Below are 13,340 nucleotides of genomic sequence, written 5' to 3' on the forward strand. Positions count from 1 at the left end.
TCAGCCGGCCTGGGCGACGATCTCCCGGCACAGTGTCAGCAACTGCTCGTCCTCGGTGATCTCGGCCGGCCGGGCGCCGTGCCCCCGCAGGTTGTGCCGCAGCGGCAGGGCCAGCTCGGCCCGGGCGTAGCGGGCGCCGTACCGCACGTCGCCGGTGGCCAGCCACAGCCGGGCGATCCGCGGCCGTTCCCGCGGCGCCGCCTCCCAGACCGGGCCGAGCGCGCGGGCCGCGTCCTGGTTGCCGGCCACCCACCACAGCGCGTCGGCCGCCGCGGCGACCACCGCGCCGTTGGCCTGGCGGCGGCGCAGCCGGATCATCCGGCGGGCCCGGTCCTTGACGCGGATCCGCAGCTCGCGCAGGCCGTCGAGGGCCGCGACCGCGTGCTCGGGCGCGGCCTTGCGGTTGTCGAAGTACATGTCGTAGACGCCGGCGGCGGCCTCCGCGTCCCCGGCGACCCGCCAGATCGTGTGCGCCGCGGCCAACTCCAGCGCCGGGTCACCGCAGGTCAGCAGCGGCCGGATGTCCGGGACCCGGCCGGCCGCCGATCGTCCGGCGCGCGCCAGCAGCCCGAGCGTGTCCAGGTCGATCGGCTCCTCGGCGAGGTGGTCGGCGGCCTCACCCGGGGCGACCGCGGTCAGCGCGCGCAGCAGTCGCGCGTACTCCGTCGCGTCCTCGGTGCCGCGCAGCCGCCGTCGCAGGGTCCGGCTGAGGCCGCGCGCCGCGAACCCGTACCCGGCGATGGCGCTGTGCAGGTCACCGGTGTCCGGGGCCTCGTCGAGCATCCGTTCCAGGGTCGGCAGGAGCCGTTCGTCGCGCAGCTCGGCGAGCAGCCGCGCGGCCATCGCGAGCACCGGGCCCTGCCCGCCCTCGTTGATCCAGTAGCCGCCGTCGATCAGATCCGCCCAGACCGCGTCGGCGCCCGGGCGGGCCAGTTCACCGATGCTGCTGAGCAGGCTCAACGACGCCGCCCGTACCTGCGGATCGGGATCTCCCATCAGCTCGGCGGCCCGATCGACGAGCGGCCGGTACGGCCCACGGAACCGCTGGATCAGGGACCGTGCCTCGTACAGCGCGTCCTGCCGGGCGTCCCAGCCGTCCAGCTCCAGCATGCGTTCGAGCAGGTTCAGCTGTGGGGTGACGTCGTTGCGGTACGCCGCGCGGACAGCGCTCACCACCTGTGGATATCCGGGCGTCCACTGCCGGGCGGCCAGCCACTGCCCGGCCAGCAACGGCGCGACCAGGTCGTCCACGTGCGCGGGCTCCCGGTTCAGGCCGGCGCGGTAGGCCTCCAGCACGGTGTCGCGCGCGGTCTCCACGTCGAACGGCGGGGGATTGGTCATCGACACCAGTTCGGCGAGCGCGATCGTCCGTACGCGCAAATCCTTGTCGGTGTCGGCAACCCAGGCGAGCAGCCTTTTCGTCGGCTCGTAACCGGTGCCGACCGCCCCGGCGAGCACCCCGCTGCCGACCAGGGTCAGGCGCACGGCCGAATCCGGCTCCTCGATGTAGCGTTCCCAGAGCAGCTCGACCAGCTCGGCCGACAGCCGGCAGACCGCCCGCACGGTGTAGGCCGCGGCCTCCCTGACCTGCGGATCCTCGTCGGTTAGCAGAGCGAGGAGCCCGTCGTGCTCGGCGAGGATCCGCTTCGCCCGCAACGTCTCCCCGGACATCTGCCAGGTGCGGTCCGCGCCGGCGAGATCACCGGCCAGCCGCAGCACCCGCCCCCGGTCGGGCTGCTCCGGAGTCGCGACCATGCCCAGCAGGATCGGCAGGGCCGCCGCGACCCACGGCCGGACGTCGGCGCCTTCCGGCGCGAGCCGATAGAGACCGCGCAACGCGGTGGTCCGGGCCGCCGGGCCGCCACCGGCAAGAGTTTTCAGCATTTCCCGTACGGCGGAGCCGTCCTCCAGCAGCGACCAGTCGACGTCGTCCACCCCGGCGCGCGGAAGTTCGGTCTCCATCATGCGCTAGATCATGGCCTTACCGGCCCGCGCACGCCACTGGGGGATCCCCCAGCTCAGCCCCGGATTCACCCACCCGTGACCGGAATCGATCCCCGTTGTCGTCCTGCCCGACTTCAGCGAGTTCGACGTGCTATGGCCGTCATCGTCACTCGACGCCGGGCCCGCTGGAGGAAGCTGTGCAGCCGGCCAGGCCCGGAGCACGTTCCGCCGCGGATCGCGAGAGGTGGGCGCGGACGATCTGCTGGAGGGCAGTGGGCGGAGGGACGCGAGCTTAGAGTGGGGCGATGTCGAAGGTTCGGGTGCACAACTTCGCGGTCTCGCTGGACGGCTTCGCCACGGGGGAGGGTCAGAGCCTGGAAGCGCCGTTCGGGCACGCCGGCGGGCGGCTCCACGAGTGGTTCGTCGGGACCAGCACGTTCCAGGCGATGAACGGCAAGGACGGCGGCAGCGAGGGTGTCGACAACGCGTACGCCGCGGCGTGGGGCCCCGGCATCGGCGCCGAGATCATGGGGCGCAACAAGTTCGGGCCGCAGCGGGGCCCGTGGCAGGACGAGGAGTGGAAGGGCTGGTGGGGCGACAACCCGCCGTTCCGCACGCCGGTCTTCGTGCTGACCCGGCATCCGCGGCCGACCCTGAAGATGGAGGGCGGTAACACCTTCCACTTCATCGACGCGAGCCCGGAGGAGGCGCTCGCGCAGGCGCGTGAGGCGGCCGGTGGCCTGGACGTACGCATCGGCGGCGGTCCCACCACGGTCCGGCAGTTCCTCGACGCGGACCTCGTCGACCACTTGCATGTCGTTCTGGTCCCGATCGTGCTGGGCCGGGGCGTGCGCCTCTGGGACGGCCTGGAGAGCCTCGAGGACCGTTTCGCCGTCGAGTCGGTGACCAGCCCGAGTGGCGTCACCCACCTGACCTTCACCCGGCGGTAGTGCTGCGGAAACGGGCGCGGTAGGTGGTGGGGGAGACGCCGAGGTGCTGATGGAACACGCGTCGCATGGTCTCCGACGAGCCGAAGCCGGCTGACGCCGCGATCGCCTCCACCGACTCGGCGCCGCCCTCGAGCCGGGCCTGCGCCTCCTCGACGCGGACAGTCTCGACGTATCGGCCCGGGCTCATCCCGGTGTGGGTGCGGAACAGCCTGGTCAGGTGCCGCGCGCTCACGCCGGCGCGGGCCGCGAGGCGGTCGGTGGCGTGGTCGGCGCCGGGGTCACCGGTGACCGCGTCCATCGCCGCGCGCAGCACCGGGTGGTCGGACTCGCGGACGCTGAGGCGGGCGCTGAACTGCGACTGCCCGGCCGGCCGGGCCATGAAGACGACGAGCTGGCGGGCGACCTCACGCGCGACCGCGGGGCCGTGGTCGGCCTCGACCAGAGCCAGCGCCAGATCGATTCCGGCGGTGACCCCGGCCGAGGTGAAGACCCGGCCGTCGCGGGCGAAGATCGGGTCGCTGTCGACCTTGACGGCCGGATAGGCCCGGGCCAGTTCCCCGGCGAGCTGCCAGTGGGTCGTCGCCCGCCGATCGTCGAGCAGGCCCACTTCGGCCAGCAGGAACGCGCCCGCGCACACCGAGGCGATGCGGCGGGCGCGCGGTGCGAGGCCGGTCACGGCGGTCATCGTCGCGTCGTCACGGACGGCGTTGCGCCAGTCCTGGCGTCCCGGCACGACCAGGGTGCCGAGACGACGGGGCTGGTCGGGGACGGGGCCGGCGCCGAGCCGGACCCCGGACGAGGTGGTCACGTCGGTCCCGCCGGCGGAGAAGGTGCGTACGTCGTACGCCGCCCCGAACGCGTTCGCGGTCGTGAACACCTCGGCCGGCCCGGCGACGTCGAGCAGTTGCACGCCGTCGAAGGCCAGGATCGCCACGACGTGGGTCATTCGGGCCATGGGGAGTCCTGGATCGTCCGTACGAAATCGGCTCGGTGGAAATCGGGCACGAAGTGCCCCAGGACATCGGCTTTCACGTTGCCGAACGTGGTCTCCGGCCTGGTCCGGATGCCTTCGGTGAACGCCGCCAGAATGCGCCGCTTGAAAGCCGGCCGGGGGTGCAGAGCGGTGATCTCCGCACGCTCCTCCGGAGAGATCAGGTCGAATTCGATTCCCAGTACGTCGTATTCCACGCCCGCCGTGACCAGCGCGACCTCGGGTTCGAGGAACTGCGGGATGCCCGGCGTGGTGTGCAGCGCGATCGCCAGCCACACCCGTCGCACGCTGTCGTCGGGCACCCCGTGTCCGCGCAGGAACCGCCGTGCCTCGTCGGCGCCGTCCACCTCGAAGCGCCGGCCGCTGCCCCGGAACCGTTCGCCGAGCCCGAGGTCGTGGAACATCGCGGCGACGTACAGCAGCTCGGGGTCGAAGCTCAGATCCCGGTTGCGGCCCTGGCGCGCGCCGAACAGGTAGACCCGGCGGGAGTGGTGGTAGACCAGCTCGCTGGTGGTGTCGCGGATCAGCTCGGTGGCCTCGCGGGCGAGCTTCGTGTCCGGCACGTCGATCATCGTCATGCCCCCAGCCTCGTCGCGCCGCCGGTTCCCGGCCATGTCCGTGCGGACAACCTTCCCACGGATCCGGCCATCGCTCAGCCGTGTGCCCGCAGGCCGTCCAGGAACAGGTCGACCCCGGTGATGAACTGGTCGCGGTCGCTGTGGTCGCCGAGCTCGGCGGCGACGCGGGTGACGAAGGGGAACGTGGCCGGGTCGAGGGCGGCCCAGCGTGCGGCCTCCTGCCCGAGGAGCTCGTCGCGGCTGACGCCCGGCTCGACCGTCTTGGCGTGGGCGCTGTCCTGCGCGGTGACGCCGACGAGGTAGAGGAAGAGCGCGGTCGCGGCGGCGAAGTGCCGTCGAGCGGGCAGCGCGGTCTCGGCGATCAGGCTGCCGACGCGTTCCAGCAGCAGCATCGCGTTGGGCATCGCGGAGCCCGCGACGACGTGCGGCGCCGCCCAGAAGTGCTGGTCCAAGGCGTCGTACATGGTCAGCAGCAGTGTGCGGAGCCGGGTCTCGGCGTCCGCGCCGGGCTCGGGGCGCAGGGCGGCCAGGGCATCGCCGATCACCTTGTCGGTGGCGAGCAGGACCAGCTCGTCCTTGTTCGCCACGTGCCAGTAGACCGCGCCGGCCCCGGTCTGCAGCCGCTCGGTGAGCAGCTTGAACGTGAAGCCGCGCTCGCCGTGCTCGTCGAGCAGGTCCACGGCGGCCCGGACCACCACGTCCTTGGAGAGGGCATCGGCGCGACGGCCTCTGCCACGTGTCTGTGACATGACTACATCTTGACACGGACTGGAACGGCATTCCAGACTGAGGAGGCAATGGAACGTCATTCCAGAAGGGGGCCGTCATGAGCGTCGACGTCGTGGAGGTGCGCGAGGAGAAGGCGGCGCACGCCACCTCACTGCGGGCCGTCTGGCCCGCCATCCTGGGGCTGTCCGTCGTCTTCCTGGTGGAGATGCTCGACAACTCCGTGCTCAACGTGGCACTGCCCACCATCGGGCGCGAGCTCGGCGCCTCCGCGTCGGCCCTGCAGTGGATCACCTCGGGATACTCGCTGCTCTTCGGCGGCCTGATGGTCGCCTTCGGCGCGATCGCCGACCGCTACGGCACCCGCCGGATGATGCTGATCGGCCTGAGCCTGTTCGCCCTGGCCAACCTGATGGTGCTCGCCGTGACCACCCCCGGCCAGCTCATCGCCGTGCGCGCCGCGATCGGCGTCACCGCCGCGATGACCGCGCCCGGCACCATGGCGCTCTGCTTCCGCCTGTTCGACCAGGAGAACCTGCTGATGCGGGCGACCTCGCTGATCGCGACCGTCGGCCTGACCGGCATGGCGATCGGCCCCACCGTGGGCGGCCTGGTCCTCGCTGTCCTGCCCTGGCAGACGCTGCTCGTGATGAACGTGCCGATCGCCCTGCTCGCCATCGGGTGCATCCGCTTCGGCATCCCGGCCGACGACCCCGCCAAGCGCAACCGCTCGCCGCTCGACCTGCCCGGCGCGCTGCTCGGCACCGCCACGATCATCCTGGCCCTCTGGACCGCGACCCTCGCCGTCGAGCAGGGCTGGAACAGCCGCAGCCCGTGGCTGGCCGGCGCCGGCGCGGTCCTCGCCGCCGCCGCGTTCGTGATCCAGGAGCGCCGCACCGCCCACCCGATCTTCGACTTCGCCCTGCTCAAGCGCCCGGCCGTCTCGGCGAGCCTGGCCTACGAGGCGGCGCTCGGCCTCGGCATGGCGGTCATCGGCTTCACCGTCACGCTGCAGCTGCAACTCGTCTGGGGCTGGTCCCCGGCGCAGGCCGCGCTCGGCAACCTGCCGCAGGTGATCGTGCTGCTCGCGGCCGGCCCGCTCGTCGAGAAGTTCGTCGACAAGGTCGGCACGCAGCGCGCCGCCGTCCTCGGGGCCTCCTCGTTCCTGGCGGGTCTGGTCGTCTACGGCCTGCTCGGCCGGCAGAGCTACATCTGGATCGCGATCGCCCTGGCCCTGACCGCGGCCGGCATGCGGGTCGTCGCCACGATCGCCGGCGTCACCGTGATGCGCGGCCTGCCCGAGGACCAGACCTCGATCGGCGCCGCGATGAGCGACACCAGCCAGGAGGTCGCGAGCAGCGTCGGGCTCGCGGTCACCGGCACGATCGTGGCCGCCGCTCTCGGCGGGACGCTGATCGGCGTCGGCGCCACCCCGGGCGGGATCCACACCTTCGAGAACGCGGTGACGACGGCGACTCTGGTCCTCGCCGCGCTGTGCGCCGGGCTGATCGTGTGGGCCGCGCGCCGCGCCGCCAGGACTCCGGCGCCCACCCAGGTCGAGGGCTGACCGCCCCCGAGGCGGCAACCCGCGGACCGGGTCACGCGCAGGCCATGCAGAGGCGGGCGAACGGGCGGACCTCGAGGCGCTCCGCGGCGATCGCCCGGCCGCACCCGGCACAGCTGCCGTAGGTCCCCGCGTCGACCCGGCCCAGCGCGTCGTCGACCTCGGCGATCCGCTCCCGCGCCGCGGCCAGCAGCGCCGTCAGCTGGGCGCGCTCGAACCCGATCGTCGCACCCTCCGGGTCGTGCTCGTCGTCGGCGTTCGAGTCCCGCGACGCCGCGAACAGGGCCTCCAGATCGCGTGCCAGGATCGCGGCCTCGTCCTCGGCGCTCGCCCGCAGCCGCAGCAACTCGTCCCTGACCACGCCCCCAGCCTATGACGAAGCCGCGGTTCGCTGCCGGCCCCACCACAGGGACAGGAAGATCGCGGAGACGACCAGCACCGACCCGGCGAGCAGCCACCAGACGGTGGTCTCGGTCGACTCCCGGTGCAGGCCGATCTCGCTGCGCAGGCCAGCGAGCGCGTCGTTGAGCTGGCCGGCGTCCCGGGCCCGGAAGTAGCGGCCGCCGGTCGTCTCGGCCACCTCGGTCAGCGACCTCTCGTCGATCTCCAGCGACTGCCCGTAACCGCCGCCCGGATCCGGTCCGGCGCCGAACGAGCCCGCCGTGACCTGCCCGGGATCGCACACCATCGGCCCGGGATGCGTCGTCCCGAACCCGATCGTGAATACCCGGAGATGACGGGCGGCGGCCTGACCGGCGGCGATCAGCGGATCGACCCCGGTGGTGTTCGAGCCGTCGGTCAGCACCACGATGGTGTCCGGCTCGAACCCGCCGTCCGACGCGGGGACGAGATCCACCCCGCTCTGCGCGACGCCCGGGTTGTACTCGGCGATCGCGTCGATCGAGGTGAGGATCGCCTCACCGATCGCCGTCCCGAGCGCGGTCCGGAAGGTGCCGACCGCGTCGAGCAACTGATCACGATCGGTCGTCGGCGGGACGGCGAGCCCGGCCGTCCCGGAGAACGCGATCAGCCCGATCCGGATCCCCCGGTCGGTCCGCCTGATGAAGTCACGGGCTGACTCGACCGCGGCGGCCAGCCGGTTCGGGGAGACGTCGGTCGAGCACATCGACCCGGAGACGTCGATGGCCAGCAGGATCGACGTCTCGGCGCGCGGCACCGCGATCGTCGCCTGCGGCCGGGCCGTGCTGACCGCGATCGCGAGCAGCCCGGTGAGAAAGAGCGCCACCGGGACGCGCCGCCGCCAGGCGCTGTGCCGGGGCACCGCGGCGCGGATCAGGGCGACGCTGGAAACGGTCACCGCGGAGCGCCTGCGGCGACGGTCGAACCACCACCGGGCGGCGGGCAGCAAGGGGACGGTCACGAGGGCGAGCAGGGCCCAGGGCCAGCTGAGCGACACCGGAGCTCCTTCCGTGCCGACGGAGCGGGGTCGTTATCTTCCCGTTACAGAATGCACGCAATCGCTCTCGATCAGTAGTTGTCGAATCCGGCAAAACAGGCGTCGCCTCCCGAGGAAAAAACAGAAGATCACCGATTTCCCGTACGATCGGAGCCCCGCACCGCCGCAGCCACCCGCCCCCTGACACCGATCGTGGAGGCCATGTTCGTCCTCCTGCACAGCCTCCTGCTCGGCCCGCGAACGTGGTCGCCGGTCGTGGCCCGGCTGCCCGGTGCGGTCGTGCCGTCCCTGCTCGGGCTCGACCCGCCGCACTGGCCCGCCGTCGTCGAGCGGGTCGCCGCGGCCATCGACCGGCTGCCGCCCGCCGAGCCGGTCCACCTGGTCGCGCACAGCAGCGCCGGCCTGCACGTCCCCGTGATCGTCGACGCCTCACCGCGCCCCGTCGCCGGTTGCGTCCTCGTCGAGACTCGCCTGCCGTCACTCACCGGCTCGTCGCCGACCCGGCAGAACGCGCTGCCCGTCGAGGCGGTCGACGGCCTGCTGCCGCCGTGGACGACCTGGTGGGACGAGGTGGACCCGCTCTTCCCGGACCAGCGGACGCGCGCGCTCGTCGAAGCGGAACAGCCCCGCCTCCCGGTCACCTACTACGACCAGCGGATCCCGGTGCCGGCCGGCTGGGACGACCGGCCGTGCGGCTACCTGTGGTTCGGCCCGCCCTACGACCAGCAGGCCTCGCTGGCCCGCGCCCGTGGCTGGCCCGTCATCCACGTGCCCGGCCGTCACCTGCACCAACTCGTCGACCCCGATGCCGTGGCAGCCGCGATCCGCGCACTGGCCGGGATAGGGTGAGATCCATGTTCGCTGATGGTCTTGTGAACCTGTACACGCGGGACATCGAGGCGGCCGTCCGCTTCTACCGGGACCTGCTCGGGCTGACCGAGACGTTCCGGACCCCGGCCGAAGGCACCCCGTCCCACGTCGAGGTCCGCGCCGGCAGCTTCACCATCGGCCTCGGCACCGTCGACGCCGCGTCACGCGTGCACGGCGTCGACGCCGAACCCGGCCGTCCGGCGATGGCCCTGGTCTTCTGGGCCGGTGACGTCGACGCCGAGTTCGCCCGGCTGACCGCGGCCGGCGTCACCGCGGTCAAGCCCCCGCACGACACCGGCAACAACAACCGCAACGCGCTGCTCCGCGACCCGGACGGCAATCTCGTCGAGATCGTCTCCAAGGTCACCGCGTGACCATGGGCCTGTTCGCCGGCATCCCGGTCAGCGACTACGACCGGGCCGTCACCTGGTACAACCTTCTCCTCGGGGCGGAACCCGCGTTCCTGCCCAACGACCGGGAAGCCGTGTGGGAGGTCGGCGAGCACCGGTACGTCTACGTCGAGTTACGGCCCCGGGCGGCCGGCCACGCGTTGACCACTCTGTTCTGCGACGACTTCGACGAGCGGCTCGCCGCCATCGCCGCACGCGGGCTGACGCCGGCCGAGCGCGAGACCTACGACAACGGCGTACGCAAAGCAATCTTCCTCGATCCCGACGGCAACGAACTCGGCCTCGGCGGCGGACCAGCGCCGGACTGACCTCGGACCCGCCGTGATCGGGTTGTGCTCCCGGGTGACGTGACTCCTCGCTCGCGGCGCGGGGCATGACGATGCCCGACACCATCCGCTCCGAGCCCGGCGCCACCGTCGCCCCGATCATCCTGGGATTGCCCGCCTGATCTACTGTGACCCGCCCGATCGCGAGTGCCGCGACCGGGCGTTCTCGCAACTTAAGGAAGATCATTGACGGGTACGGCGTTGGCCCTGCACGCCACGGTGGCGGCATCGGTCCTGGTGGGAGTGCCGGTCACGTGGCGCGCGGTCCGATCTCCGGCGACGGCGGAGCCCGGCGGCCGCCCGGTCGGGCCGGGTTGGTGGCTGGCCGGAGTGGTCGTGCTGCTCTTCGTCAACCAGGTGCTCTTCACCGTGTACGCGCTGCGGGTGCACGGCGGTGACATGTCGTACCTCGGTGGATACGTGCCGGACGGCTGGTTCCAGCTCGCCGACCTGACGTGGCTCGCGGACCGCTGGCCCGCCCCGGAACTGCTCGCCCTCAGCGTGTTCCGGGTGCCGTCACTGCTGCTGGAGCTGCCGCTCGGCATCTTCGCGTACCTGACCGTCCTCAACTGGCTCGATCCGCGCCTCTACCGGCGGCTCGCCACCACGCCGGTCCTCGCCGCGGTCAGCGCGTCGTACACGATCACTTTCGGGCTGATCGAATGGGCGATGCACACGACGTACACCAATCAGGATCTTGCCTTGCGGGCCGTCTGCGGAGTGCTGACCGTGCTCGTCGCGCGTCGCGTCTGCTGTCAGCGGTCCGCGCCACCAGGGGCCGGAGCACCGCGCGACGCCGCGGAACTGCTGGCGTTCGCCGCCTCGACCGCGGCGCTCGGATACCTGATCCTGTCGCTCTACGACAGCGTACTGCTCTACAGCATGGGCAAAATCGGCCAGCACCTGCTCGGCGCGACGATCGCCGGGATCGTGCTCGTCGCGTCCCGGATCGCCGCGAACCGCCTGCGCGCCCGCGAAGCCTCGGCCGGGCCGGGCATCGACACGCTCACCAGCGGACTCTCCTGGTGGCTGGCGTTGTTCCTGGTGCCGGCGCTCGCCATCCGCTACGAGCTCGGATTCGGCTCACGCCTCTTCGCGGCCGCCGCCGGGCTCCTGGTCATCGGCGCCGCCACGGCTGCGGCGCTTTCCCAGGTGTACGGCCGTCTGCCGCTCGCCGGCCGAGCGCTCGCGACCCGCCGCTGGCTGCTGGGGCTGGCGCTCGCCGCGGTCACCGGAGCGCTCGCGGCCGTCGCCGGATTCGCCGTTCCCGCGGATCACCAGGAGACCCGGCTGTTGTGGGCGGGCGCGCTCTTCGTCCTCACCGCCACCCTGGTCACCACCGCCTGGGACCGCCGCCAAGCCTGAACCCGCCGACCCACCACCCCGCGAAACCCACCCCGTACAACCTCGCGCCAGCCCACCCCGTACAACCTCGCGCCAGCCCTACCCCGCACAACCGCGCGCCCGGCCTGCCCGTGCGGCCTCGCGGCAGGCCAGCTCTGCGCGGTCGCCGAGAGTTCGCCTTGTGCGGAGTCGCGCGGTCTTCGCGCGGGTCGGGGAGGCGGCGCGGCGCGCTGTTGCCAGCTGGTCCTCATGGGCGTTATCCGGCCCGGATAACGCCCATGAGGACCAGCTGACTTGCCTGCGGCACCGTGCGGAGACGATGCAGGAGCCTCTACACCCGGGTGGCCGCGTCCATCGATGTGCGGAGCGGGGGCAGGGCGAGACCGGTCGCGGCCTTGCGTCCCGCGCGGCCGAGCAGGCCGGTGGGCGCGAGCAGCGGAGCGAGCTTGAGGAGCAGGTGGTTGCGCACCCACAGCGCGCGGCTCGTCGCCGGGGCCAGGGTGGTGCCTCCGGAGTCGGCGAGCGCCTGGTTCATCCGTACAAAATCGCGGGTCTTCTGCTCGTAGGCGGCGAAGGCCGCGGCCGGGTCGGTCGCCGTCGACAGCTCGTCAGCCAGCATGTACGCCCCGGCGAGCGCGATGCTCGTGCCCTGGCCGGAGAAGAACGACGGCGCGTGCGCGGCGTCGCCGGTGAGCACGACGCGACCGCGCGACCACGACGGCATGTGGATCTGGCTGGTGACGTCGAAGAACACGTCGTCGGCGGCGCGCATGCCGTGCAGCAGCTCCGGGATGAGCCAGCCGTCACCGCCGAAGACCGATGCCATCAGCGTGCGCTGCGCGTCGGCGTCGCCGAGCTCGGCGAGCGGCGGTTGCGGGCGGCTCGTCATCAGCAAGCCGTGCAGGGTGCCGGTGCAGCCGGGCGCGTAGATCGCCGCCATCCGGCCCGGCGCCGACCAGATCAGACCCTCGTGGGACAGGCCGAGGTCGTTGGGGATGGTGAAGCCGGCGAAGCAGTAGCCGAGGTAGCGGTTGAACTGGTCCTCCGGGCCGAAGACCAGCCGGCGGGTGGTGGAGTGCAGGCCGTCGGCACCGATGACGATGTCGAACTCGCCGGTCGCCCCGGAGACGAACGTGACCGAGACGCCGTCGCCGTGGTCGTCGAGGGTGGCGATCGAGTCGTTGAAGATCCACTCGACGTCGTCGCGCGCCGCGTCGAACAGGATCGTGGTCAGCCTGCCGCGCGGCAGCTCCAGGTCGCGGCCCTCGGTGCCGCCGGTGAGCTGCTCGGCCCGGAGCTGCCCGGCGACCTTGCCGGTGGGCGTCATGAACGTGAGCCGCCGCGTGTCGATGTGTGCGGCGCGGACCTGGGACAGCACGCCCATCCGGTCGAGGACGTCGAGGGCGACGCCGCGGACGTCGATCGGGTAGCCGCCGCCGCGGATGGCCGGCGCCCTCTCGACCACCGTGACCTCCCATCCGTGGCGGTGCAACCAGTAGGCCAGCGTGGGCCCGGCGATGCTGGCGCCGGAGATGAGTGCCTTCATGAAGGCGACACTACACCGTGCAGTGTAGTCGCGGTAAGCTGCCGATGTGCCAACTGCGAAGACCCTCCGGGAAGGATCGGCGGCCAAGCGCGCAGCGATCCTCTCCGCCGCCCGTGACCTGTTCCTGAACGACGGCTTCGACCGGACGAGCGTGGATGCGGTGTCCGCCCGGGCCGGAGTGTCCAAGCGGACCGTCTACGACTACTTCGGGGACAAGACCACGCTGCTGCAGGCCGTGGTCAACGACATCTCCGACTCGCTGGTCGGCACCGTGCAGCGCACCCTCGACGGGACGCTGGCCACGGTGACCGCTCCTGATCAGTTGGAGGGTGCGTTCGTCGACTTCTCGCTGCGGATCGTCACCGACATGCTCGGCTCGGCGGATTACGCGACGCTGCTCAAGCTGCTCGGCGGGGAGGGGCATCTCAGCGAGGCGCCGTTCAAGGACGCACCCGAGGATGCGGTGGCAGCCCGGATCGCGGTGCTTGCCGAGGCCGGGCTGCTCGAGGCGCCGGATCCGCGGCTGGCGGCGGATCATCTGATCGCGCTGACGTTCGCGGTGGTGCTGAACCGGCACGGGTCGACGGTCATCCCGGCCGCCGACGAGCGGGTTCGTCACCTGGTCACCGAAGGGGTCCGGGCATTCCTTCGCGCCTACGCCAGTACATAGAATC

The 13,340-nt window shown here is 72.1% G+C and carries 14 protein-coding genes; 7 read left to right on the plus strand and 7 right to left on the minus strand.

Translation table 11 applies throughout. The features are described 5' to 3' along the window. Positions 1-1,965: a hypothetical protein gene (locus Acy02nite_RS36870; RefSeq protein ID WP_203752113.1), complete on the minus strand. Its 1,965-nt coding sequence runs from the start codon at positions 1,963-1,965 to the stop codon at positions 1-3. 284 nt (positions 1,966-2,249) lie between these two features. Between Acy02nite_RS36870 and Acy02nite_RS36875 the strand changes: the two genes are divergently transcribed. Continuing rightward, complete coding sequence (locus tag Acy02nite_RS36875) at positions 2,250-2,894, plus strand: dihydrofolate reductase family protein (protein ID WP_203752115.1); 645 nt, start codon at positions 2,250-2,252, stop codon at positions 2,892-2,894. Here Acy02nite_RS36875 and Acy02nite_RS36880 read toward each other — a convergent pair. The 3 genes from Acy02nite_RS36880 to Acy02nite_RS36890 all read right to left on the minus strand — a co-directional run bounded on the left by Acy02nite_RS36880 (position 2,881) and on the right by Acy02nite_RS36890 (position 5,212). Further along, positions 2,881-3,849: a GlxA family transcriptional regulator gene (locus tag Acy02nite_RS36880; protein WP_239175522.1), complete on the minus strand. Its 969-nt coding sequence runs from the start codon at positions 3,847-3,849 to the stop codon at positions 2,881-2,883. The two genes, Acy02nite_RS36875 and Acy02nite_RS36880, sit on opposite strands and share 14 nt — an antisense overlap. Then, positions 3,837-4,463: an HD domain-containing protein gene (locus Acy02nite_RS36885; protein WP_203752117.1), complete on the minus strand. Its 627-nt coding sequence runs from the start codon at positions 4,461-4,463 to the stop codon at positions 3,837-3,839. The genes Acy02nite_RS36880 and Acy02nite_RS36885 overlap by 13 nt, the downstream gene beginning before the upstream one ends. Before the next feature lie 74 nt (positions 4,464-4,537). Then, a complete protein-coding gene (locus tag Acy02nite_RS36890; RefSeq protein ID WP_203752119.1) occupies positions 4,538-5,212 on the minus strand; it encodes a TetR/AcrR family transcriptional regulator in 675 nt (224 codons plus the stop codon). Positions 5,213-5,289: 77 nt separating this feature from the next. On the opposite strand from Acy02nite_RS36890, the gene Acy02nite_RS36895 reads away from it, so the two are divergent. Further along, entirely contained in the window at positions 5,290-6,756 is a 1,467-nt protein-coding gene (locus Acy02nite_RS36895) for an MFS transporter (RefSeq protein WP_203752122.1), read from the plus strand. Positions 6,757-6,787: 31 nt separating this feature from the next. On the opposite strand, the gene Acy02nite_RS36900 is transcribed toward Acy02nite_RS36895, so the two are convergent. Both Acy02nite_RS36900 and Acy02nite_RS36905 read right to left on the minus strand, forming a co-directional pair. Continuing rightward, positions 6,788-7,114 carry a TraR/DksA family transcriptional regulator gene (locus Acy02nite_RS36900; protein WP_203752125.1) on the minus strand — a complete coding sequence of 109 codons (327 nt, stop codon included), beginning with the start codon at positions 7,112-7,114 and terminating at the stop codon, positions 6,788-6,790. Positions 7,115-7,123: 9 nt separating this feature from the next. After that, positions 7,124-8,170, minus strand: a complete 1,047-nt coding sequence (locus Acy02nite_RS36905; protein ID WP_203752129.1) for a VWA domain-containing protein — start codon at positions 8,168-8,170, stop codon at positions 7,124-7,126. Between the two features lie 201 nt (positions 8,171-8,371). On the opposite strand from Acy02nite_RS36905, the gene Acy02nite_RS36910 reads away from it, so the two are divergent. From Acy02nite_RS36910 to Acy02nite_RS36925, 4 genes are all read left to right on the plus strand, one after another. Then, positions 8,372-9,019 (plus strand): alpha/beta hydrolase, encoded by a 648-nt coding sequence (locus tag Acy02nite_RS36910; protein WP_239175523.1) that lies wholly within the window; start codon positions 8,372-8,374, stop codon positions 9,017-9,019. A gap of 5 nt (positions 9,020-9,024) precedes the next feature. Then, positions 9,025-9,414: a VOC family protein gene (locus Acy02nite_RS36915; RefSeq protein WP_203752134.1), complete on the plus strand. Its 390-nt coding sequence runs from the start codon at positions 9,025-9,027 to the stop codon at positions 9,412-9,414. Positions 9,415-9,416: 2 nt separating this feature from the next. Further along, entirely contained in the window at positions 9,417-9,758 is a 342-nt protein-coding gene (locus tag Acy02nite_RS36920; RefSeq protein WP_239175537.1) for a VOC family protein, read from the plus strand. A gap of 204 nt (positions 9,759-9,962) precedes the next feature. Beyond that, on the plus strand, positions 9,963-11,141 hold the full coding sequence (locus Acy02nite_RS36925) for a hypothetical protein (RefSeq protein ID WP_203752140.1): 1,179 nt from the start codon (positions 9,963-9,965) through the stop codon (positions 11,139-11,141). Positions 11,142-11,451: 310 nt separating this feature from the next. Here Acy02nite_RS36925 and Acy02nite_RS36930 read toward each other — a convergent pair whose 3' ends face one another. Beyond that, complete coding sequence (locus Acy02nite_RS36930; RefSeq protein ID WP_203752143.1) at positions 11,452-12,666, minus strand: FAD-dependent monooxygenase; 1,215 nt, start codon at positions 12,664-12,666, stop codon at positions 11,452-11,454. Positions 12,667-12,712: 46 nt separating this feature from the next. Between Acy02nite_RS36930 and Acy02nite_RS36935 the strand changes: the two genes are divergently transcribed. Further along, positions 12,713-13,336: a TetR/AcrR family transcriptional regulator gene (locus tag Acy02nite_RS36935; RefSeq protein WP_203752145.1), complete on the plus strand. Its 624-nt coding sequence runs from the start codon at positions 12,713-12,715 to the stop codon at positions 13,334-13,336. Positions 13,337-13,340 lie beyond the last annotated feature (4 nt).

Origin of the sequence: Actinoplanes cyaneus (genome assembly GCF_016862095.1) — a bacterium.
In the GTDB taxonomy this organism is placed as follows: domain Bacteria; phylum Actinomycetota; class Actinomycetes; order Mycobacteriales; family Micromonosporaceae; genus Actinoplanes; species Actinoplanes cyaneus.